We start from the raw sequence: 20,333 nt of genomic DNA, 5'->3' as shown, positions 1-20,333 counted from the left end.
CCCCAACCTGCGGTTATGGTTAATCTCGTTAGTCAATGTCAGCAGGCGGAAGGATCCCCGTTGAACGAGTTTCGGCCTCTCGTACTCGGGATCGACGCCGGAGGGACGATGACCGATACCCTCCTCGTCGACGAGTACGGACGATTCGCCGTAGGTAAAGCACCGACAACTCCGCATAACGAGTCGGAGGGCTTCCTCGAGTCCGCGGAGGACGCGGCCGGCTACTTCGGCATGAGCTCCCGTGAGGCCTTCGAGGCCCTGGCCGTCGTCCTGTACTCCGGGACCGGCATGCTCAACACCCTCCTGTCACGCACCGGTCGGCGCGTTGGCCTCCTCGTGACCAAGGGCATGGAAGACATGGTCCTGATGGGTCGAGGCCTGCAGGCGTGGGCGGACTACTCCTACCAGGACCGGCTGCACGCCGTGACCCACGCCCACCCCGAGCCCCTGATTCCCCGGAACCTCGTCCGTGGCGTCACCGAGCGCATCGACCAATTCGGCACCGAGATCGCGCCGGTGTACGAGCACGAGGTCGTCAACGGCGTCGAGGACATGCTCGCCAAGGGCGTCGAGGCGATCTGCATCTGCACCATGTTCTCCTACGTCGACGACGCCCACGAGCGTCAGATCGCGGAGATCGCCCAGCAGGTCATCGCCGACCACAAGGCGGACGTCGACGTCTACCTGTCGTCCGCGGTCCGCTCCGTCATCCGCGAGCAGTCCCGCCTCAACAGCGTCATCCTCGAGGCCTACGCCGCCGGCCGCAGCCGGCAGCAGCTCCTCGGGGTCGAGGAGGTCGCGCACTCCCAGGGCTTCCGCTACGGAGTGCAGACCGTGCTGTCCTACGGCGGTCTCGCCGGCGTCCGCTACCCGAGGCTGCACGAGACGATGATCTCCGGCCCGGTCGGCGGCATCCTGGGCGCCAAGTACGTCGGCGATGTGATCGGCTCCGACTCGATCATCGTCAGTGACATGGGTGGCACCAGCTTCGACATCAGCGCCATCACCCGCGGCACGATCCCGATCGACGACGAGCCCACCCTGGCCCGGTTCAAGCTGAACCTGCCCACCATCGCGATGGACACCATCGGCGCCGGCGCCGGAACCATCATCAAGGTCGACCCGCTGACCAAGAAGGTCAGCCTCGGCCCGGAGAGCGCCGGGTCCGACCCCGGCCCGGTCGCCTTCGGCAAGGGCGGCACCGAGCCCACCGTGTGTGACTGCGACGTCGTCATGGGCCGGCTCAACCCCGACAACTTCCTCGGCGGCAAGGTGCGCCTGGACGTCGAGGCCGCGAAGAAGGTCATCAAGGAGAAGGTCGCCGACCCGCTGGGCATCGACCTCTACGAGGCGGCCGAGGGGATGGCGAACATCCTCGAGGAGAGCGCCAAGGACGCGATGCGGCAGATGATCTCCGCCCGCGCCGTGGACCCCGCCGAGTACACCCTGATGTCCTACGGTGGCTCCGGCCCGCTGCACATGGCGGAGTACAGCCGCGGCATGGGCTTCAAGAACATCCTCACCTTCCCCTTCGCGGCGGCGTTCTCGGCCTTCGGCTGCGCCACCGCCGACTACCTGCGCCGCTACAGCCGCTCGGTGCAGCTCACCATCCCGCCGAACGCCGACGCCGCCCACCGGGCCGACGTCGTCGAGCAGGCGAACCGGGTGTGGAGCGCGCTGAAGGAGAACGCGGTCCGCGAGATGGTCGAGGAAGGCCACGAGGCGGGCAAGGTCGAGATCCAGCTCTTCGCGATGACCCGCTACACGGGCCAGCTCGAGGACGTCGAGGTGCCGCTGACGATCCAGGAATTCAGCTCGGACGCCGACCTGGACACCCTGGTCGAGGAGTTCGACCGTCTCTACGCCTCCATCAACCGCGCGGTCGCGCAGTACCGGGAGGCCGGACACACCATCACCGAACTTGGTCTGATCTCCAAGGTCGACAAGATCAAGCCGCAGTTGGTGAAGCAGGAACTGGGCAGCGCCCAGCCGGACGCGGAGGCCTCCAAGGGCACGCGGCAGATGTACTACTTCAAGGAGTGGCACGAGGCCGCCCTGTGGGAGATGGACCTGCTGCGCCCGGGCAACGTCGTCGAGGGCCCCGCCGTGGTCGAGCACCCCGCCACCACCCTCGTCATCCCGCCGGGGGACCGGGTGTGGGTCGACGAGTGGACGATTCTGCACTACGAGCACGCCTGACAGCTCTCCCGACACAGGAAGGTGGACAATGTCCGCAACTCAGGTATCGAACGCGTCGATGCCGCTTCGTGACTCGTTGCTGGAGAGCGAACGGCAGTTCGAGGAAACCGGGCACTACGCGGGGCTGAGTGACCTCACGCTGCGCGACCAGGACCCGATGAAGTACGAGAGCCTGCACATCAAGCTGCGCTCCATGGTCGTCTCCGCGCGTGAGATGGCCCGCCGTATCTCCGCCTCCCCCGGCGTGCGCGAGGTCGGCGAGAGCGTCGTCGCGCTGTTCACCCCGCAGGGCGACGCGATCGCGCTGTCCAACGGCATCATGGTGCACGTCCACACCGCCAGCCGGTTCATCAAGTGGATGATCGAGAACGGGTACGAGGAGAACCCCGGCATCAACCCGGGTGACATCTTCGCCAACAACGACGCCTTCATCGGCACCGTGCAGACCCCCGACGTCATCGACGTGATCCCGCTGTTCCACGAGGGCGAGCTCATTGGCTGGGCCGCCGCCGTCGTGCACGAGCTCGAGGTCGGTGGCATCACCCCCGGTGGTGACGTCGCCCTGGCGCAGGAGCGCTACACCGAGGGTCTGTTCGTCTGCGCGGAGAAGGTCGGCCAGAACGACGAGCTGCGCCGCGACTACCTGATCCGGCTCGAGCGCAACCTGCGCATGCCCATCTACTGGGTGCTGGACGAGAAGGCCAAGGTCGCCGCCTGCCTCGAGGTGCGTGAGCAGCTCAAGGAGGTCATCGAGAACGTCGGCGTGGACTACTACAAGCAGGCCACGAAGGAGTTCATCGAGGAGGGCCGCCAGGCGCAGCTCGCCCGGATGCGCCAGCTCACGGTGCCCGGACGCTACCGCGGCCACACGTTCTTCGGATACGTCACCGAGGGCAAGAAGGGTCTGCTTCCCCTCTCCGACAAGAAGAACTGGCTGTACGCCATCCCGATGGACATGGACGTGTCCGCGGAGGGCAAGCTGTCGCTGGACTTCGAGGGCACCAACTCGTGGGGCTACCACTCCATGAACTGCACCCCGGCCGGTATGGACGGTGGTCTGTTCGTCACCCTCACCCAGAGCATGAACTACGACGGCAAGGTCAACGACGGCGCCTGGCTGGCGACCGACCTGACCCTGCCGCCGGACACCTGGACGAACCCGCAGGACGAGTCGGTGGCCACCGCGACGTCCTGGGCCCTGCTGCTGCCGGCCTACGGGCTGTTCCAGCGACTCCTCAGCCGCGGTTTCCTCGGCCGTGGGTTCATGGAGGAAGTGTTCGTCGGCCAGGTGAACAGCCCCATGGTCGAGATGGGTGGTCGCAGCCAGTACGGCGGCAACTTCGGTATCGCCCTGTTCGAGTGCGCCGCGGCCGGTAGTGGCGCCCTGGGAGTCAAGGACGGCCTGGACACCGCCTACGTCGGCTGGAACCCCGAGTCCGACATGGGCAACATGGAGGTCTGGGAGCAGGACATGCCGGCCGTCTACCTCGGCCGGAGCATCAGCGCCAACTCCGGTGGCTTCGGCCGCTACCGCGGTGGCTGCGGCTTCGAGTCCCTGTGGCTGGTGAACCGCACCGACCAACTGCGGATCGCCACCTCCGAGCACTCCAGCCGCGTCTTCGACAACGCCGGCATGTGCGGTGGCTACCCGGCGCCGACCGTGCAGCTCCACTACGCCGCCACCGGTGGCAACCTCAAGGAGCTCACCGACGCGCGCAAGCCGCTGCCGCACGCCCTCGGCCAGGACCCCTACGAGACCGAGGTCGAGAAGTACTCCAACGGCAACGTCGACGTCGTCGAGGGTCCCTACATCGACGACCCGCTGCGCGAGGGCGACATGTTCTCCCACGCCTACAACGGCGGCGGCGGCTACGGTGACCCGCTGGAGCGCGACCCCGCGTCCGTGGCCACCGACATCGCCAACGGATACGTGACCCGGCTCGCGGCCCGCGCCGTGTATGGCGTTATCGTGTCAGACGACGAGATTCCGCAGGTCAACGCGGAGGCCACCGCTGAGCGTCGCCGCGAGATCGTGGCCGACCGCCAGACCAAGGGCGTCCCGGTCTCCGAGTGGATGAAGACCGAGCGCGAGCGGGTGGCCCGGCGGGACTTCGTCCCGGAGGTGCGGGAGATGTACCGCGACAGCATGGCGCTGTCGGAGCGGTTCGCGCAGGAGTTCCGCGAGTTCTGGGGGCTGAACGACGACTTCAGCTTCGAACCCGCCGCGGACGCGCGCTGAGCCGACCTCCACTACGCGGATTGGAAACACATCGTGTCTTTCAGTGACAAGAAGATCATCAAGGACCTCATCGAGGGCGAGCTCCAGTGGCCGACGCTCAAGTCGATGATGAGCTCCCACAAGGACGACGACCGCTTCGACACCTACATCGCCGTCCTGCAGGACCGCGTGAAGTGGGACGACCCGATCCTGCTGCCCATCGGTGAGCACCTCTACATCGTGGAGAGCCCCTCCGGGCGGATCGTCAAGTGCGACTGTGGCCAGGAGTTCGGTGACTACCGGACGAACTGGAAGCTCAGCGCCAACGTGCGGGTCCGCGGCGACAAGGAGAGCGTCGAGGAGATCTACCCGGGGCGTCTGGCCCCCGACACCGACTGGATGGAGATCCGGGAGTTCATCTGCCCCGGATGCACCACCCTGCTCGAGGTCGAGGCCGCCCCTCCGGGGTTCCCCGTCGTCTTCGACTTCCTGCCTGACCTCGAGACCTTCTACCGCGACTGGCTCGGAAAGCCGCTGCCCGAGCGAGCGTGAGCCGGTCAAGCCGAGGAACCGCCGGGAGGGGAACACCCCCTCCCGGTAGCCCCGGTGCCAAAAAGAAGATCACGGTATAGCCGGTCGATCACCCAGGGTGATCGACCGGCTAGCCGTATTCAACAATCAACGAGAGAGAGGTCTGCGTGTCAGACCGAGATCCTGACCAAGAGATTGTGGAGATCTACGCGGACGAGTTAGAGAGGCAGCCGGTCGGAGAGGGCTTCAACGGTCCCGATCTCGCGGTACTCGCGGTTCTGGGCCTACTGGTCCCGGCCATGCTGCTGATCTGGGGTTGGCTATGAGTCGACCCGCCCTGAAAATGCGCAGTTCGAGTCTGCCGGTCCCGCTCGGTGACCGGAACTGGAACGGATTCGTCCTCGGCGCCGTGTGCACCACCGTGGGGATCGCGACCTGGTCCTTCGTGGTCGGCACATCGTCCGCCTACTACCTCGACGCCAAGATGGGCGCCGCCGCGATGCTGGCGGGCGGCATCATCGGCCAACTGCTCATCACGCTGGCGACTGTCCCCGCGAGCACCAAGTACGGCCTGGAAACGGTCACCACGACCAAGCCGCAGCTCGGCGTTCGGGGCAGCTACATCGCACTGTTCTTCCAGTACGCGACGGCCCTGGGCTGGAACACCGTCCTGATGATCTTCTTCGGGCGGGCCGCCGGGTCGGTGCTGGAAATCCTCGGGGTCATCCCACCCGGGGCGCGGGAGACCACCTCGACCCTGATCGCCGGCGCCGGTGTCGTGCTGGTCTGGGTGTTGGTGAGTCGTGGATCCCGCTCGTTGAAGAAGATCGGGCCGGTCGTCGCGATCCTCACCTCCCTGCTGACGATCTACCTGCTCTACGTGCTGCTCTCCACCTACGGCGTGACCGCGATCGCGAACGCCGAACCCCTGGAGCCCTGGGCCGATCGCCTGGTCAACTACACCTCCGTGGTTGAGCTGCTGATCGCCAGCACCTGGGGTTGGTGGTCCTACATGGGCGGCATCGTGCGCATGACCGGCAGGGCGCGGAAGGCGATCCTCCCGTCGATGATCGGCCTCGGCGTCGCCTGGGTCCTCGTCGGGATCGTCAGCCTGTACGCGGCGCTGGTCACCGGAGAGGGCGACCCCACGATCTGGGCTCCCGAACTCGCCGGACCCGCGGGCGGCATCGCCGTCCTCGTCTTCGTGGCGTTCGCCAACATCACCTCACCCCTGGTCGGGGCGTTCATCGCGACGCTGGGTCTGTCCCAGCTTCCGCACGTCAACACCAGGATCGGCTGGAAACCCCTGTCCGCGCTGGTGCTGCTGCCGATGTTCGTCACCGTGCTGCTCTTCGGCAACGCGTTCTACGACAACGTGGACGCGTTCATGGCGTTCCTCGGTCTGATGATCGCGCCGATGGTGGGCATCCAGCTCGCCGACTGGTACCTGCTGCGCCGGATCGACACACTGCGGGTTGCCTCGCTGTTCGATCACTCGCCCCGGTCCGCGTACTGGTACACCGGCGGGTTCAACATCGCGGGGATCGCCGCCCTCCTCCTGGGCAGCGCGACCTACATCGCGATCATGAACCCGGTGACCTACGAGCCGCACACCGTCCTGTTCAAGTACACGACGGCGTCGCTGCCGGCGGTGCTGGTCGGTGCCGTGGTCTACGCGGTGCTGTCCCGGCTGATGTACCGGGACCGGGCCGACGACGGGTCGGCCAAGGAGCCCGCCGAGCGGTAGGCGTCCCCCCGTGCGATGGTCCCGCCCGCGCCCACCGGCAGGGCGGGGCCATCGCCTCGACCGGGATATCGCGCGGCCGTTCAGACGTCGGGGGCGTCGATCCCGCCCTCCGCGCGCTGCACCTCGCGCAGCCACGCGATGGCCTGCGGGCTCGCCTCAGCGGTGTCCGGCTCGACGGACAGCAGGAACGTGCGGTGACCGTGGGTACGCAGTGCCTGGCACGCGTCCTCCGGCACCCCGGCCTCCAACGCGTCCAACACCTCCTGGTGTCGGGCACAGTCGGCCTCGAGTGACTCCTGCGCCTGGCGGGCGCGGCGGTTCATCGCCATGCAGAGGCGGATCTGGTTGGCCACCGATCGATAACTCATCTCCAGCCGGTGGTTTCCCGCCAACGCGACGATCGCGGTGTGGAACTCGAAGGCGCGTTCGGTGAACCGGCCCTCGTCGCCGACGGAGGCCGCCTCCCGCATGGAGTTCAACGCCGCGCGGACCCGCTCGAGCCGCGCCGGGGTCTGTACCGGCAGCGCCAACCCGAGCGCCATCTCCTCCAGGCCCTCGCGCAGGGAGTAGATCTCGTAGATGTCCTGCAGGGTGATCGGCGGAACGCGTGCCCCCCGGCGGGGTAGCTGCTCGATCAGGCCCTCTTGTTCCAACACCCGCAGGGCCTCGCGCAGCGGTGGCCGGCTCACCCCCAGCAGCTCGGTGAGACGGCTCTCCACCACCCGGTCCCCCGGCGAGAGCGTCCCCGAGAGGATCATGGAGCGGACGGCATCCGTAGCGAGCTGCGTCATGCTCGGCGGCGAGGACAACCGCATACTGTGCGGAACGGTCGTCTCGGCGCTGGAGACGGACATTACGGCGCTCCTTTGGTCGTGTCACGCAGATACGCACCCATGGCACTCGGCCGGCCGCGCGGACATACTCCCTGGCCATCGATCTGGTCACCCGTCGCGTCCTTGCAGGCAGTCTAACGACTTCCGTTGCGCGAAAAGTCGAGTCTATTGTAGACAAAAGTCCGAGACGCGGCCCACAATGTGGCTGTCATCGTCGCGCAGACGCGGATCCGCACTCGATGCCTGTCTGACCACGCCAGCGACCACGCGGCGTGCGACACGGGGGACCCCAACCGTGGACACAGAAGGAGAGGCAGATGGCACCTCGCGGAGAACGACCGGCTCTCATCCCCTTGACGCCACCACTCAGTCTCGGACTCGTCCTCACCCTCGCCCTGACGTCCTGTGGCCTCGACGCCGCGGACGACGAGGAGTTCCCCAGTCGTCAGATCGAGGTCATCGTGCCCTGGGCCGCCGGCGGAGGGACGGACCAAACGGTGCGCCAACTCGCCACGGCGGCGGAGGAGCCCTGCGGCGTCGACATCATCGTCAGCAACCAGGAGGGCGGCGGTAGCGCCATCGGCCACCAGGCCGTCGCCGACGCCGAGCCCGACGGGTACACGCTCGGAGCGGCCACGATCGAGGTGTCGATCCTCAACCACCTCGGAGGCGCGGAGGTCACTCCCGACGATCTCCAAGGCGTCATGAAGTTCAGCGCCAATCCCGCCGTGCTCAGCGTCGCCAACGACTCGGAGTTCCAGTCCGTCGGCGACCTCGTCGACGCGATGGAGAGCGACGACACGGTCCGGATCGCCACCAACGGCACCGGTGGGATCTGGGACATCGCGGCGGGCGGACTCGAGGTGGAGGCCGGCGCCGAGTTCACCGAGCGCGTGCCCTTCGACGGGGGCGCCGACATGATCGCCGCCGTCATGGGAGGCCAGGTGGAGGCCATCGCCCCCTCCGGTGCGGAGAGCGTGGACCACATGGACGCCGGGGAGCTGCGTCCCCTGGCGACCATGGCCGAGGACCGTCTGGAGCGGCTCCCGGACACACCGACACTGGTGGAGGAGGGTGTCGACTGGACGGCCGCCAACTGGTTCGGCCTCGTCGTCCCCAACGATGTGGACGCCGAACGCGTCGCCGCCCTCAACGAGTGTTTCGCCGAGGCGTTCGAGGCCGAGGAGTTCGTCGACTTCATGGACACCCAGGGCTTCGTGCGCGACTACCTCGACGCCGAGCAGTTCGAGGCGTTCATGGACGAAGAGTTCGAGCAGTACGCCGACCTGATCGACACCCTGTACGGGGAGTCGTGACCGTGGCGGCCCCCACCCCCGTGGGGACGGCGCCGGGCCGAGCCGGGACCATCGCGACGGTGCTCGTCCTGCTCGTGGTGGCCGGCACCGTGTGGGCGGCGAGCCTGGACCTCCCCGCGCCGGGCCGGCAGAGCGATCCGGGGGCCGGGGGCTATCCCCGACTCCTGGCCGTTGTCCTCGCGGCACTCGCGCTGACCCTGCTGCCCCGGTCGGTGGGTGAGGAACGGTTCCCCCGCGGAAGTGACGCCTGGCGGGTGGTCGGTGTCGTGGCGGCGATCGTCGGCTACGTCAATGTTCTCGCGCCGCTGGGGTACCTGCTCGCGACCACCGTCTTCCTCGGCGTCGCCCTCAGGTTGGCCGGGGTGCGCAACGTCCTCGCGCTGGTCGGCGTCTCGGTGGCATTCAGCGCCGCCGTCTACTTCACCTTCTACGGGGTCTTCGACGTCTCCCTTCCCCGGGGTCCCCTCGAACGTCTGCTGACGTGACCTCCCCCTGACCCGACGCCCACCGGGCCTCGCCCGTCGTCCCGCGCCCCGTACGCGCACCGTCGCGCGGCGGGTGCCCCACCCGTCGCCCACCGCGAAAGGGAGACCGCGTGCAGCCCCTCCTCGTCCCGCACACCCCGACGCACGTCCCCCAAGCGGGATCTCGGGTGGACGCGCCCGGCCGGAACAGTGCCCCGCCCCGGTGCCCCGCCGGGGACCGCGCCCTGAGCGTCGGAGCCGTGGCCGGCGACCGGACCCCGAATCCGCCCCGGCCCCCGCGCCGGACCGTCCCTCAGGAGACACACCGGTGAACAACTGGATGATCGGCCTGGAAGCTGTCCTCGCGTGGCAGCCGTTACTCCTGCTCGTCGTGGGTGTCGTCGCCGGGGTCGCGGTGGGCGCCCTGCCCGGACTCACCGCCACCATGGCCGTGGCGATCCTGCTTCCCTTCACGTTCGCGCTCGACCCGCTGCCGGGCATGATGCTGCTGTTGGGGATCTACTCGGGCGCCGTCTACGCGGGATCCATCCCCGCGATCCTGCTCCGGCTCCCCGGCACTCCCGCCGCGGCGGCGACGGTCGCCGACGGCCACGCCATGGCGCGGCAGGGCCGGGCGGGTGAAGCGCTGACCATCGCGGTCGTCGTCTCGTGCGTCGGTGGCTTCGTCGGAGCGGTCCTGCTCGCGGCCTTCGCGCCCTTCTTCGCCGAGTTCGCGCTGTCCTTCGGGCCCGCGGAGTACTTCATGTTCTCGGTGTTCGCCCTCACCATCATCGCCTCCCTGCAGGAACGTGCGGTGGGCAAGGCGTTGATCGCCGGCCTGCTCGGAATGCTGATCGCGACCGTGGGATTGGACCCGATCGACGGCTATCCCCGCTTCACCTTCGGGATAGGGGAGATGCGCGCGGGCCTGGACTTCATCCCGGTCCTCGTCGGACTGTTCGGCGTGGCCGAGGCCTTCCGGCACTACGAGAACATGCGCTCGGGACAGTCGGGGAGCACCCCGATCGGGTCGTTCCGGATCGCGATCCTCGGTGGACTGCGACGCTTGCTGCCGGCGTCGGTCTACAGCTCGCTGCTCGGGTTCGTCGTCGGAATCCTCCCCGGGACGGGCGGCGACATCGGCGCGTTCGTCGGCTACAACGAGGTCCGGCGCCTGTCCCGGGACAAGGACAGCTTCGGCCACGGTGACCCGCGCGGTGTCGCGGCGGCCGAGTCGGCCAACAACGCGGCGGTACCGGGGACCCTCGCCCCCACCCTCACGCTCGGGATCCCGGGCAACGCCACGGCGGCGGTGCTCATCGGCGCCATCACGGTGCACGGTCTCCAGCCCGGACCCCAGCTCTTCTCCGGCGCACCCGACGTGGTGTACGGGGTGTTCATCGGGTTCCTCATCATTCCCTTCGTGATGCTGCTGGTCGGACTCCTCGGGATCCGGCTGTGGGCGCAGACGAGGCGGATCCCGACCCGGTTCCTGTGGCCGGGGGTCCTGGTGCTGTGCGTCATCGGGGCCTTCGCCCTGCGCTCCAACCCGTTCGACATCCTGGTGATGATCCTCGCCGGCGTCCTCGGCTACGCCATGCACAAGGGCGGGTTCCCACCGGCCGCCATGGTCATCGGCCTCATCGTCGGGCCGCTCGCCGAGGCGGGTTTCCGGCGCGCCACCATCCTCGAGGGCGGTGGCTACGGCTGGATCCTGGAACCGATCCCATTCCTGTTGCTACTGCTGAGCGTCGCCTCGCTGGGGTTCTCCCTGTGGCGCGCCCGCGCGAACCGCGCCGAGGAGGCGACCCCGAGCCCCCAGTGACTGGCGGACCCCGAGGTCCGTGGAACCCCAAGCCCGCCCACCCGTAACAGCGATGGCGTCATGGAGGAAGAGTGACAACACCAACCGAAGTCTCCCCCGGACCAGTTCCCCGCGTCGGTGTGATCGGCCTCGGCAACCTCGGGCTCCCCATGGCCCTACGGCTGGCGGAGACCCAGGTACCGGTGCTGGCCGTGGAGGTGAGCCACGAACGACGGGCCGTCGCCCAGGACGCCGGCGTCACGCTGGTGGACCGGCCGGCGGACCTCCACGAGTGTGACGTCGTCTGCGTATGCGTGGTCGACGACGACCAGGTCCGCGACGTCGTCGCGGGACCGGAAGGGGTGGCACGACACCTGCGAACGGGCACGACGGTCATGGTGCACAGTACGGTCTTCCCGAGCACGGTCACCGCCCTCGCCGGCGAGCTGGGGCCGTGGGGAGTGGCCGTGCTGGACGCTCCGGTCAGCGGAGGTGACCACGGGGCCCGGGCCGGAACGCTCGCGATCATGGTGGGCGGTGAGGACGCCGACGTGTCCCACGCCGGCCCGGTGCTCGACGTGTTGGGAGAGCACGTCTTCCACCTCGGCCCCCTGGGCAGCGGGCTCGCGGTCAAGTTCGCCAACCAGCTCATGACCTTCGCCAACCAGGCCGCCGCGCTGGAGGCGGTCGCGCTCGCGCGTGCCTTCGGCGTCGCCGAGGACCGCGTGGTGGAGGTGGCCCAGGCCGGTACCGCCGACTCCTGGTGTCTTCGCAACTGGGGATTCTTCGACCGCGTCGCCAGCGAGTACGAGGCCTCCGGTGCCGCTCCCGCCAACCGTCCATGGCGCAAGGACCTCTGGGACGTCGTGACGGTCGCCCGGCAACTGGACCTGAGCATGCCGTTGGCGGGCGTCCTCAGCCAGGTCGCGGCACCCCGGATCGACGAGAGGGGCCGACGTGACTGAGCGCGCACGGGTCGTCGACACCCATCACCACTTCTGGACGGCGGAGCACGCCGCCGGGAACTTCCCCGCGCCCCGGTACGCGCCCCTGCACCGCGACGCGACACCGGAACAACTGGAGCACAACCTGCGGGTGAGCGGGGTGGGGGCGAGCGTCGTGGTGCAGACCGCGAACACGCTCGACCACACGCGGGCGCTGCTGCGGATCCACGCCGAGCACGACTTCGTCGCCGGTGTCTGCGGGTGGCTGCCCCTGCACGACCCCGACGCGACCCGCCAGGCCCTCGCCGAGCTGGGCCATCCGACGGCGTTACGCGGGGTCCGGCACCTCGCCCGGCACCACTCGCTGACCACCCCCGAGCCCGATCCCACCTCCCGCGCCGGCCTCGACGCGCTCCAGGTCCTCGCCGACCACGATCTGAGCTACGACCTGGTGTGCGTCAGCGCCGAGGAGCTGCGGGCCGCCGCCGCGCTGGCGGCCGAACGGCCCCAGTTGCGCCTCGTGCTGGACCACCTGGGCCGCCCACCCGCCGACACCGGCGCGTGGGAGCCCTGGGCCTCGGCCATCGCGGAGGTCGCGGCCCAGCCCAACACGACGCTGAAGGTGTCGGCCGGGGTGCACCTGTTGAGCGCGTGGAACCGGTGGGCCCCGCCCGCACTCGCCCCCTACGTGGAGCACGTTCGTCACCTGTTCGGCGCGGACCGGTTGATGATGGCCAGCAACTGGCCGGTGACCCGGCTCGTCGCCCGGTACGGCGACATCGCCACCGGAGTCCGGGGGCTCTTCGCCGACTGGACGCCGAGCGAACGGGTCGCGGTCGAGGGGGCGACGGCCGAGCGGGTGTATCGCCTGGCGCGACGAGCGTGAGCCGCAGGTCAGCTCAGCAGGAACGCGATGAGGACCAGGACCGGCATCGTGATCAGAGTGGAGAGCAGTAGGGACTCGCGGACCAGGCGGGTGGAGACGTCGTAGCGGGACGCGAAGGTGAACAGGTCCTGAGCGGCCGGGAGGGCGGCCAGGACCACGACGCGGAAGAGTTCGTCGCCGGAGAGACCGAAGCCCCAGGAACCGACGGCCCAGGCGACGAAGGGCATCACGAACGACTTGAGGAACACCGACACGAACACCGGGGCGCGTTCCGGGCCGCGCCCCGGAACGGCGCTTCCACGGAGAGAGATACCGAACGCCAGGAGGACGGCGGGCACCGCCATCGAGCCGATGAGTTCGATCGGGCGCATCATCAGCTCGGGCGGGGCCCAGCCGGTGGCCGACACGGTGACACCCGCGAGAGAGGCGATCACGATGGGGGTGCGGAACGGGGTGGTGACCAGAGTGAACAGGCCAACCCGCCCGCCACCGCCCTGGCCGCTCAGGTCGAGGACGGTGAGCCCGACCGGGTTGATCACCAACTGTTGCAGCAGGAGGATCGGAGCGACCAGGGACGGGTCACCGAGGACGTACACGGCGATCGGGATCCCCAGGTTCCCTGCGTTCACCACACTGGAACACATCGCACCGAGCGTCGTGGGCCCGGTGCCCCAGCGCAGGAACACGCCCAGGAGCACGAAGAGCAGGATGTTCACGGCGATGCTGATGGCGGCGACCAACAGCGGCACCGACAGCAGCACCGACAGGTCCGCCTTGCTGAGGATGTCGAACAGCAGGGCAGGGGTGGCCGCGTAGAAGGCGGTCTTGGTGAGAACCTCACGGGCGTTGGCGCCCAGCGCGTCGAAGTGGCCCAGGACGTAACCGACCCCGATGACGACGGCGATCACCGAGAACCCCGCGATGACGCCGGTCATACTCCCACTCTCACCTGACGGTTGGCCGTTGCGGACCGCCCGATCCTATCGACGCGCGCCGACCCGGGGCCACGACGCACGTCACACCCGCCCGCACGCCCCACGGCGCGTCCCGACAGGATGGAGCCCGCATGACGTCGACGATCGGGCGGAGGGAACTCGGGTGACTGCGACGAACGGGAACACGGGTGTGGGGGACACGACACCGGGCCGTCCCCCAGCGGAGGGAGGCGCCGACACGACGGAGGGTGGAGCCGGCGCGCCTTGGGGGCCGGTGTTCGACGCCCACATGCACATCATCGACGCCCGGTTTCCGCTGGTGGACAACGATGGCTACCGACCGCCCCCGTTCACCGTCGCCGACTACGACGCGCGCGCCAAGGGCCTGGGGATCGTCGGAGGTGCCGTGGTGTCCGGCTCGTTCCAGGCCTTCGACCAGACCTACCTGCTCGACGCACTCCAGCGACTGGGACCGGGGTTCGTCGGCGTGACCCAACTCCCGGCCGACACCCCGGACTCCACCATCCTGGACCTCGCGGAGCGAGGCGTGCGCGCGGTTCGGTTCAACGTTCGGCGCGGGGGCTCCGCTCCCGTGGACGCGATGGACACCTTCGCGCGCCGCGTCCATGACCTCGCGGGATGGCACGCGGAGTTCTACGTCGACGCGGCGTCGGCCGACGAGCTCGGCCCCCGGATCGCCGCGCTCCCCGCCGCCAGCGTGGACCATCTCGGTCTCTCCGCCGCCGGCCTACCGAACCTGCTGCGGATGGTCGAGGCCGGTGTCCGGGTGAAGGCGACCGGCTTCGGGCGGGTCGACCTGGACGTGCCCACGGCGCTCCGCCGGTTGTGTGACGCCAACCCGGAGGCGGTGATGTTCGGGACGGACCTGCCCTCCACCCGGGCGCCCCGCCCCTTCCGGGACGCCGACCTCACCGTGCTGACCGAAGCGGTGGGGGAGGAACGGGCCCACGACGTGCTGTGGCGCAACGCCGCCCGCTTCTACCGGTTGGACCGGTCGGACCAGTAGGGACCCTTGGCAGGATGCGCCCGGTACCTGACCGACGTGCGGGCCGGGGGACCGGGCGCCGCCACGTCACGCGCGTAGGACGCCGCCGAACTCGTGGATGCGCTTGTTCCTCTGGGTCGCGCCGATGTACTGCCGGAGTTCGTCGGGGACTTCGGAGAGCGGCGGTTGGCCAGGGTCGGGGCGCCAGGTGCTGATGTCGACCAGCCCGGGGTCCACCGGCTCCAGTCCCTCCACCCAGGTGGCGATCGTTTCGGGGGTGCGGGTCCGCCACGGCATGCCCAGCTCGGTGATGACCGAGGTCATGGCGTCGGCGGTTTCCTGGTCGTGTGCCGAGACGTGGCTGAACGCCAGGTAGCTCCCGGGAACCGTATGGTCGATCGCCGCCCGGACGGTGCGCTGGGCCGTCGCGTCGTCGGGGATGCAGTGCGGGATGGAGAACAGCAGGACCCCGAGCGGCTGAGCGGGGTCGATCAACGCCTTCACGTCCGGGTGGGCGAAGATGGCGTCCGGTTCGGTGATGTCGGCGGTGATGACCGTGGTGTTGGGGTTGTCGGCCAGGAGCGCGCGGCCGTGGGTCAGGACGATCGGGTCGATGTCGACGTACACCACCCGGGCGTCCGGTTGGAAGCTTTGTGCCACCTGGTGCACGTTGTTCTCGGTCGGGTAGCCGCTGCCCAGGTCGAGGAACTGGGTGATGCCGGCGTCGCGCGCCAGGTAGCGCACCGCCCGGTAGAGGAACAGCCGGTTCTCTCGTGCGATGTCGAGGCACTCCGGGAACTTCTTGTGACCGTTCAGCACGAAGTCACGGTCGACCTGGAAGTTGTCCTTGCCACCGAGCAGCCAACCGTACGCCCGGGACGGCGTGGGACGGTCGGTGGGGATGTCGGGCGGATACTGCGCGGGGTCGTACTCCCGCGCGGCCCGCTTCATGAACTCGTTGGTACCGGTCATCGCTGGCTCCTGGGGGGATCTGAGGAGGGGAATCCGCCGCTACTTCCGCAGCACGCCGCCGAACTCGTAGACCTTCTTACTCTGTGAGCCGGCCCCGAGGTACTGCTTCAGCTCGTCGGCGACGTCCGGCAGGGCGGGCTGGTCGGGGTCCGGGCGCCAGGTGCTGATGTCCACGAGCCCCGGTTCCACCGGCTCCAGGCCCTCCAGCCACTGCGTGACCGTGGCCGAGGTGCGGGTGCACCAAGGCATACCGAGCGAGGTGATGACCGACGTGAGATCGTCGGCGGTCGCCTGGTCGTCGGCGACGACGTGGCTCATCGCCATGTGGCTTCCGGGCGCCGCCCGGTCGATGGGGTGCCGCAGGGCGCGGTAGGCCCCGTCACTGTCGGGGATGCAGTGCGGGATGGAGAACAGCAGGATGCCGAGCGGCTCGGCGGGGTCGATCAGGCGCGTGACGTCGGGGTGGTTCAGCACGGCGTCGGGGTCGGTGATGTCGGCGGTGATGACGGTGGTGTTGGGGTTGTCGGCCAGGAGCGCGCGGCCGTGGGTCAGGACGATCGGGTCGATGTCGACGTAGACCACCCGGGCGTCCGGTTGGAAGAGCTGGGCCACCTGGTGCACGTTGTTGGTGGTGGGGTAGCCGCTGCCCAGGTCGAGGAACTGGCGGATGCCCACGTCGCGCGCCAGGTAGCGCACCGCGCGGTACAGGAACATGCGGTTCTGCCGTGCGATGTCCAGACACTCGGGGAAGCGCTTCTCCAGGTTCATGATGAAGTCGCGGTCGACCTGGAAGTTGTCCTTGCCACCGAGGAGCCAGCCGTACGCCCGGGAGGCGGTGGGGCGGTCGGTGGGGATGTCGGGCGGGTACCCGGAGGGGTCGTACTCCCGCGCGGCCTGCTTCATGAACTCGTTCGGTTCGGCCATCGAAGACTCCTCGGTCGAGTGGGGAGAGGCGGCGAGTCCGGGATGGCACACCGCCCGACGTCACGGACGCGCTTGGGCTCGGGATCGCTGAGTCGGGCCCGCACTGTGATGGACGGCGAACCGGCGCCGTGGTCGACGGTGCCGGCTGGACCGCACACTCCGCGTCGTCCGGTCGGTCTCGACACGCATGCGGCCGTCCCTCGATGATCCGTGCCCACGACAGGCGGGAGCCTGTCGTGCGACAGTGCGGCACGTACGGCGGATGAGGCAGCAGAATAACAGTGCCGACACGCTCTGATCTCCGACTCAGAGCCGCGATCACACCGCCGGTTTCGGCCTCCTCGCCCCGACCAGTGGTGCCTTCCGCCGCGAAACCCGACAGTCCGTGTTTTGGCCTTCCAAAAACTTCGCCGAAATCCTGGATCTTCGACGTTCTCGGGGTCCTAGGGGTTCAGGGGACCGACGCGGGGCCAGTTTCCTGTCGCGAGCGTCATTCCATTACATTGTGTGCCGTATTGCGGGCATACCGTAATAGGTGGGGTTGGTCGTGGCCCGAGGAGGTCACACCAACACCGAAGGACGTCCGAAGGAGAAGGGTCCATGAGCACCATCGCGCGCGACGTCATGACCACCGACGTCGCCACCGTCACGCCGGACACGGCGTACAAGGAGGTCGCGCGCACCATGGTTTCGCGCGACGTCAGCGCTCTCCCGGTCATCACCGACGGCAAGATCGTCGGCATCATCACCGAGACCGACATGCTGCACAAGGAGGAGTTCAAGCCCCAGGACTACGGCGAGGAGTACGCGTCACCGCTCCGCGCCCGGCTGCGCCGTAAACTCGGCACCTCCGGCGCCATCCGCCGCAAGGCGAACGCCGAGCAGGCCGACCAGCTGATGTCGACCCGCGTCGTGACCGTCCACCCCGACGACAACGCGGTGACGATCGCCCGCGTGATGGACCGGTTCGACGTGAAGCAGGTGCCGGTCGTCGACGAGCGTAACCATCTCCTCGGCCTCGTCAGCCGCCGCGACCTCCTCGGAGTGTTCGTCCGCGCCGACGAGGACATCAAACGCGACGTCGAGCGCGCCATCCAGAACGTCCCCGCCTGGATCGAACCGGCCGACCTGTCGTTCACCGTCCGCGAGGGCATCGTCCGCGCCGAGGGCCGCCTCCACCAGCACAGCAACGTCCCGGTCGTCATCCAGATCATCGAAGGAGTCGACGGCGTGGTCGCCGTGGACAGCCACCTCGCCTGGCAGATGGAGGACCTGCTGCCGCCGCAGTAGTCCCGTCCGCGTGGGTCGGGGCCCCTGACCCGGCCCACGTGACCTCGGGCGGGTCAGCCCGAGGTGATGGCGATGAGATTGCCGCAGGTGTCGTCCAGCACCGCCATGGTGGTGCCGTTGACGGTGCTCGGCTCGTGTTGGAAGTGGACGTCGAGTTCGCTCAGGCGGCGGTGTTCGGTGCGGACGTCGTCCACGATGAAGGTGGCGTAGGGGACACCGTCGGTGAGGAGCGCCCGTTTGAAGGGGGCTACGGCTGGGTGGCCCTCGGGTTCGAGGAGGATGGCTGGTCCGTTGGGGTCCTCGGGGGAGACCACCGTCAGCCACGCCACGTCCCCCAACGGGATCTCGGTCTTCTTGCGGAAGCCCAGGACCCGCGTGTAGAAGTCCAGCGCCTTCGCCTGGTCGTCCACATAGATCGCCACGTCGCGTATACGCACACCGACCCCCCTTCACCGCACCCTGTTCCTACCCGTACAGCCGCGCCGCATTCGCCGTTGCCCCGGCCGGGATCTTGTCCCGTAGCTGGTCACAGCCCGTGCGGGGCCGGTCCGGCCGTGGGTGTTACCGTTACGGCGTCTGGGTGCCTTCGCCTTGGGGGTTGGGATGTCGGGTGCGAGCGTCACGGTTCGTCGTCGCCTGGAGTGGATAGACACCGACGCGGCGGGGATCTGGCACTATTCGACGGTCTTCCGGTTCGTCGAGCACGCCGAGCACGAGCTGATGCGGGAACTCGGGACCATGTGGGTCTACGGGCACGTCCCGCGGGTTCGGATCGAGGCCGACTTCGTGTCCCCCGTGGTCTTCGGCGACGAGGTGACAACGACGCTCACCGTGGCCAAGGTGGGGCGCTCGTCGATCACCTTCGAGGCGGAGCTCTCCGGTCCGTCCGGTCCGGTGGCCCGCTGTCGCGTGGTCACCGTGTACGTCGACTCGGTGGACGGCCAGGCCACCCCGGTACCCGACGAGCTGCGGTCCCGACTGTCGGGGGAGCCCGTCCCGAGCTGAGGCGGCGGGTGGTCGGACGGTCAGACCGTGGGCAGGCCCGCGGCGTGCCAGGCACGATAGCCGCCGATCAGGTCCGCGACGCGGGTGAGGCCCAGGTCCGTGAGCTGGGCGACGGCGAGGGTGGAGGCGTATCCCTCGTTACACAACACGACCACGTCCTGGTCTGCGCCCTGGAGCTCCGGTAGGCGGTCGGGGCTGGTGGGGTCCAGCCGCCACTCCAGGACGTTGCGCTCCACTATCAGTGCGCCGGTGATGTGTCCCTCACGCTCGCGGTAGTCGGCGGGGCGGGTGTCGACGGAGTCCGCCGCCACGATGGAGGGCGTGGGCCTCCGCGGGGGTGACGCGCCGGATCTGGGCCCGGCGGCGGGCGAGGAGCTCGGCGATCGCGCTCACGGCCCCACCACCCCGCCTCCGACGCGGTTGCCCCCCAGAGCCCCGCCCCCGACGGTTGGCACGTGGTCCAGGGTCGTGACCTGTGGTTCCGGGTCGTCGGTCAGTACGCTGTGGGTGCGTCGCAGCGTGTTGTCCCGGCCGGTCTCGTAGTAGGACATGGCGGTCAGCGGTGGTGAGTAGGCGTGCACGCTCACCGCGGGATCAGCCTGCCGATTGACCACGTCGTGGACGTGTCCCAGGGGGAATCCGGCTCCCGTCCCGGTGGGCAGGGTGCGCTCGCCGTGGCCGCCGGACCAGTAGACCTCGGTGAGAGTGCCACTGGCGACGGTGAGGGCCCCGAGCGATCCGGCGTGGTCGTGGAGCCGGGTGGACTGGTCCGGGGTCCAGCTAATCAGCCAGACGTCCATGTGCTCGTCGCTGTGGAGCCGGGTCGACCATCGGTGCTCCGCGTCGAAGCGGATCTGGTGGATGCCCGCGCGTACCTCGGCGGCGACCGTGGCGGTGTGGCGCAGCAGCCGTTCCAGGGTCCACGGCGTGGGCGCGGGTACCGAGGCCGCCTCGGTTCCGGCCAGGCTCGTCGTCATCTCGTTCCTCCCGTGTGTGACCTGCGATCCCACAGTTAACCACATTTCCTACAGGGATAGTGGGTAATTCTGTCGGGTGCTTGTGCTGGTACTTGTGCTGGTGGTGCGGCCGGAGTGTCCGGGTGCTGTGTCTATTTCCTACTTTTCTGGTTGACAAAGTCGGTTGTGTCGACGAGTCTGACGAACGGAAGCCGGGAGCGACGCAAGGCGGCCGGTTCCGGTGTGGCGGTGGGACGTCGCGGTGACACCGCGCGCCCACGAACGGGGGTCGGTACGCGGAGC

19 protein-coding genes are annotated in these 20,333 nt (G+C 68.8%); 12 read left to right on the top strand and 7 right to left on the bottom strand.

Annotated features, from left to right (window positions below; translation table 11 throughout):
- Nucleotides 1-15: 15 nt before the first annotated feature.
- The 4 genes from J4H86_RS13915 (at nucleotide 16) to J4H86_RS13900 (ending at nucleotide 6,695) form a co-directional block, all read left to right on the top strand.
- The gene (locus J4H86_RS13915; RefSeq protein ID WP_269134465.1) at nucleotides 16-2,199 is read left to right on the top strand and encodes a hydantoinase/oxoprolinase family protein; all 2,184 of its coding nucleotides are present in this window, start codon (nucleotides 16-18) and stop codon (nucleotides 2,197-2,199) included.
- A gap of 58 nt (nucleotides 2,200-2,257) precedes the next feature.
- Nucleotides 2,258-4,438, top strand: coding sequence for a hydantoinase B/oxoprolinase family protein (locus J4H86_RS13910; RefSeq protein ID WP_236537637.1), 2,181 nt, complete (start codon nucleotides 2,258-2,260; stop codon nucleotides 4,436-4,438).
- A gap of 33 nt (nucleotides 4,439-4,471) precedes the next feature.
- Nucleotides 4,472-4,969 carry an acetone carboxylase subunit gamma gene (locus J4H86_RS13905; protein ID WP_236537635.1) on the top strand — a complete coding sequence of 166 codons (498 nt, stop codon included), beginning with the start codon at nucleotides 4,472-4,474 and terminating at the stop codon, nucleotides 4,967-4,969.
- A gap of 301 nt (nucleotides 4,970-5,270) precedes the next feature.
- Entirely contained in the window at nucleotides 5,271-6,695 is a 1,425-nt protein-coding gene (locus J4H86_RS13900; RefSeq protein WP_236537630.1) for a cytosine permease, read from the top strand.
- An 80-nt stretch (nucleotides 6,696-6,775) separates the two neighbouring features.
- Here J4H86_RS13900 and J4H86_RS13895 read toward each other — a convergent pair whose 3' ends face one another.
- A complete protein-coding gene (locus tag J4H86_RS13895; RefSeq protein ID WP_236537629.1) occupies nucleotides 6,776-7,549 on the bottom strand; it encodes a GntR family transcriptional regulator in 774 nt (257 codons plus the stop codon).
- Nucleotides 7,550-7,845: 296 nt separating this feature from the next.
- On the opposite strand from J4H86_RS13895, the gene J4H86_RS13890 reads away from it, so the two are divergent.
- The 5 genes from J4H86_RS13890 (at nucleotide 7,846) to J4H86_RS13870 (ending at nucleotide 12,942) form a co-directional block, all read left to right on the top strand.
- Nucleotides 7,846-8,844: a tripartite tricarboxylate transporter substrate binding protein gene (locus J4H86_RS13890; protein WP_236537628.1), complete on the top strand. Its 999-nt coding sequence runs from the start codon at nucleotides 7,846-7,848 to the stop codon at nucleotides 8,842-8,844.
- A 2-nt stretch (nucleotides 8,845-8,846) separates the two neighbouring features.
- A complete protein-coding gene (locus tag J4H86_RS13885) occupies nucleotides 8,847-9,329 on the top strand; it encodes a tripartite tricarboxylate transporter TctB family protein (RefSeq protein ID WP_236537627.1) in 483 nt (160 codons plus the stop codon).
- Nucleotides 9,330-9,636: 307 nt separating this feature from the next.
- Nucleotides 9,637-11,133 carry a tripartite tricarboxylate transporter permease gene (locus tag J4H86_RS13880; protein ID WP_236537626.1) on the top strand — a complete coding sequence of 499 codons (1,497 nt, stop codon included), beginning with the start codon at nucleotides 9,637-9,639 and terminating at the stop codon, nucleotides 11,131-11,133.
- 71 nt (nucleotides 11,134-11,204) lie between these two features.
- A complete protein-coding gene (locus J4H86_RS13875) occupies nucleotides 11,205-12,077 on the top strand; it encodes an NAD(P)-dependent oxidoreductase (protein WP_236537625.1) in 873 nt (290 codons plus the stop codon).
- On the top strand, nucleotides 12,070-12,942 hold the full coding sequence (locus tag J4H86_RS13870) for an amidohydrolase family protein (protein WP_236537624.1): 873 nt from the start codon (nucleotides 12,070-12,072) through the stop codon (nucleotides 12,940-12,942). Before J4H86_RS13875 ends, J4H86_RS13870 begins: the two co-directional genes overlap by 8 nt.
- 8 nt (nucleotides 12,943-12,950) lie before the next feature.
- Here J4H86_RS13870 and J4H86_RS13865 read toward each other — a convergent pair whose 3' ends face one another.
- Nucleotides 12,951-13,877 (bottom strand): AEC family transporter, encoded by a 927-nt coding sequence (locus J4H86_RS13865; protein ID WP_236537623.1) that lies wholly within the window; start codon nucleotides 13,875-13,877, stop codon nucleotides 12,951-12,953.
- Nucleotides 13,878-14,040: 163 nt separating this feature from the next.
- On the opposite strand from J4H86_RS13865, the gene J4H86_RS13860 reads away from it, so the two are divergent.
- The gene (locus J4H86_RS13860; RefSeq protein ID WP_236537622.1) at nucleotides 14,041-14,904 is read left to right on the top strand and encodes an amidohydrolase family protein; all 864 of its coding nucleotides are present in this window, start codon (nucleotides 14,041-14,043) and stop codon (nucleotides 14,902-14,904) included.
- 66 nt (nucleotides 14,905-14,970) lie between these two features.
- Here J4H86_RS13860 and J4H86_RS13855 read toward each other — a convergent pair whose 3' ends face one another.
- Nucleotides 14,971-15,855: an SAM-dependent methyltransferase gene (locus tag J4H86_RS13855; protein WP_236537621.1), complete on the bottom strand. Its 885-nt coding sequence runs from the start codon at nucleotides 15,853-15,855 to the stop codon at nucleotides 14,971-14,973.
- 39 nt (nucleotides 15,856-15,894) lie between these two features.
- Nucleotides 15,895-16,779 (bottom strand): SAM-dependent methyltransferase, encoded by an 885-nt coding sequence (locus J4H86_RS13850; RefSeq protein WP_236537620.1) that lies wholly within the window; start codon nucleotides 16,777-16,779, stop codon nucleotides 15,895-15,897.
- 600 nt (nucleotides 16,780-17,379) lie between these two features.
- Between J4H86_RS13850 and J4H86_RS13845 the strand changes: the two genes are divergently transcribed.
- On the top strand, nucleotides 17,380-18,069 hold the full coding sequence (locus tag J4H86_RS13845) for a CBS domain-containing protein (RefSeq protein ID WP_236537619.1): 690 nt from the start codon (nucleotides 17,380-17,382) through the stop codon (nucleotides 18,067-18,069).
- A gap of 53 nt (nucleotides 18,070-18,122) precedes the next feature.
- On the opposite strand, the gene J4H86_RS13840 is transcribed toward J4H86_RS13845, so the two are convergent.
- Complete coding sequence (locus J4H86_RS13840) at nucleotides 18,123-18,506, bottom strand: VOC family protein (RefSeq protein WP_236537618.1); 384 nt, start codon at nucleotides 18,504-18,506, stop codon at nucleotides 18,123-18,125.
- A 166-nt stretch (nucleotides 18,507-18,672) separates the two neighbouring features.
- On the opposite strand from J4H86_RS13840, the gene J4H86_RS13835 reads away from it, so the two are divergent.
- Nucleotides 18,673-19,074, top strand: coding sequence for an acyl-CoA thioesterase (locus J4H86_RS13835; RefSeq protein WP_236537617.1), 402 nt, complete (start codon nucleotides 18,673-18,675; stop codon nucleotides 19,072-19,074).
- A 20-nt stretch (nucleotides 19,075-19,094) separates the two neighbouring features.
- Here J4H86_RS13835 and J4H86_RS13830 read toward each other — a convergent pair whose 3' ends face one another.
- Both J4H86_RS13830 and J4H86_RS13825 read right to left on the bottom strand, forming a co-directional pair.
- Complete coding sequence (locus J4H86_RS13830; protein ID WP_236537616.1) at nucleotides 19,095-19,385, bottom strand: rhodanese-like domain-containing protein; 291 nt, start codon at nucleotides 19,383-19,385, stop codon at nucleotides 19,095-19,097.
- Nucleotides 19,386-19,463: 78 nt separating this feature from the next.
- Entirely contained in the window at nucleotides 19,464-20,051 is a 588-nt protein-coding gene (locus J4H86_RS13825; protein WP_236537615.1) for a cysteine dioxygenase, read from the bottom strand.
- Between the last annotated feature and the right edge of the window lie 282 nt (nucleotides 20,052-20,333).

This window comes from Spiractinospora alimapuensis (assembly GCF_018437505.1).
Taxonomy (GTDB): domain Bacteria; phylum Actinomycetota; class Actinomycetes; order Streptosporangiales; family Streptosporangiaceae; genus Spiractinospora; species Spiractinospora alimapuensis.
The sequence above is the reverse complement of the archived record's forward strand: the minus strand, read 5'-3'. Positions and strand labels throughout refer to the sequence as shown.

Bases quoted from the DNA above. Each gene is read 5' to 3' on its own strand.
- J4H86_RS13915 (WP_269134465.1), top strand. From the start codon at position 16: ATGGTTAATCTCGTTAGTCAATGTCAGCAGGCGGAAGGATCCCCGTTG.
- J4H86_RS13910 (WP_236537637.1), top strand. From the start codon at position 2,258: ATGCCGCTTCGTGACTCGTTGCTGGAGAGCGAACGGCAGTTCGAGGAA.
- J4H86_RS13900 (WP_236537630.1), top strand. From the start codon at position 5,271: ATGAGTCGACCCGCCCTGAAAATGCGCAGTTCGAGTCTGCCGGTCCCG.
- J4H86_RS13895 (WP_236537629.1), bottom strand. From the start codon at position 7,549: ATGTCCGTCTCCAGCGCCGAGACGACCGTTCCGCACAGTATGCGGTTG.
- J4H86_RS13890 (WP_236537628.1), top strand. From the start codon at position 7,846: ATGGCACCTCGCGGAGAACGACCGGCTCTCATCCCCTTGACGCCACCA.
- J4H86_RS13865 (WP_236537623.1), bottom strand. From the start codon at position 13,877: ATGACCGGCGTCATCGCGGGGTTCTCGGTGATCGCCGTCGTCATCGGG.
- J4H86_RS13855 (WP_236537621.1), bottom strand. From the start codon at position 15,855: ATGACCGGTACCAACGAGTTCATGAAGCGGGCCGCGCGGGAGTACGAC.
- J4H86_RS13850 (WP_236537620.1), bottom strand. From the start codon at position 16,779: ATGGCCGAACCGAACGAGTTCATGAAGCAGGCCGCGCGGGAGTACGAC.
- J4H86_RS13845 (WP_236537619.1), top strand. From the start codon at position 17,380: ATGAGCACCATCGCGCGCGACGTCATGACCACCGACGTCGCCACCGTC.
- J4H86_RS13835 (WP_236537617.1), top strand. From the start codon at position 18,673: ATGTCGGGTGCGAGCGTCACGGTTCGTCGTCGCCTGGAGTGGATAGAC.
- J4H86_RS13825 (WP_236537615.1), bottom strand. From the start codon at position 20,051: ATGACGACGAGCCTGGCCGGAACCGAGGCGGCCTCGGTACCCGCGCCC.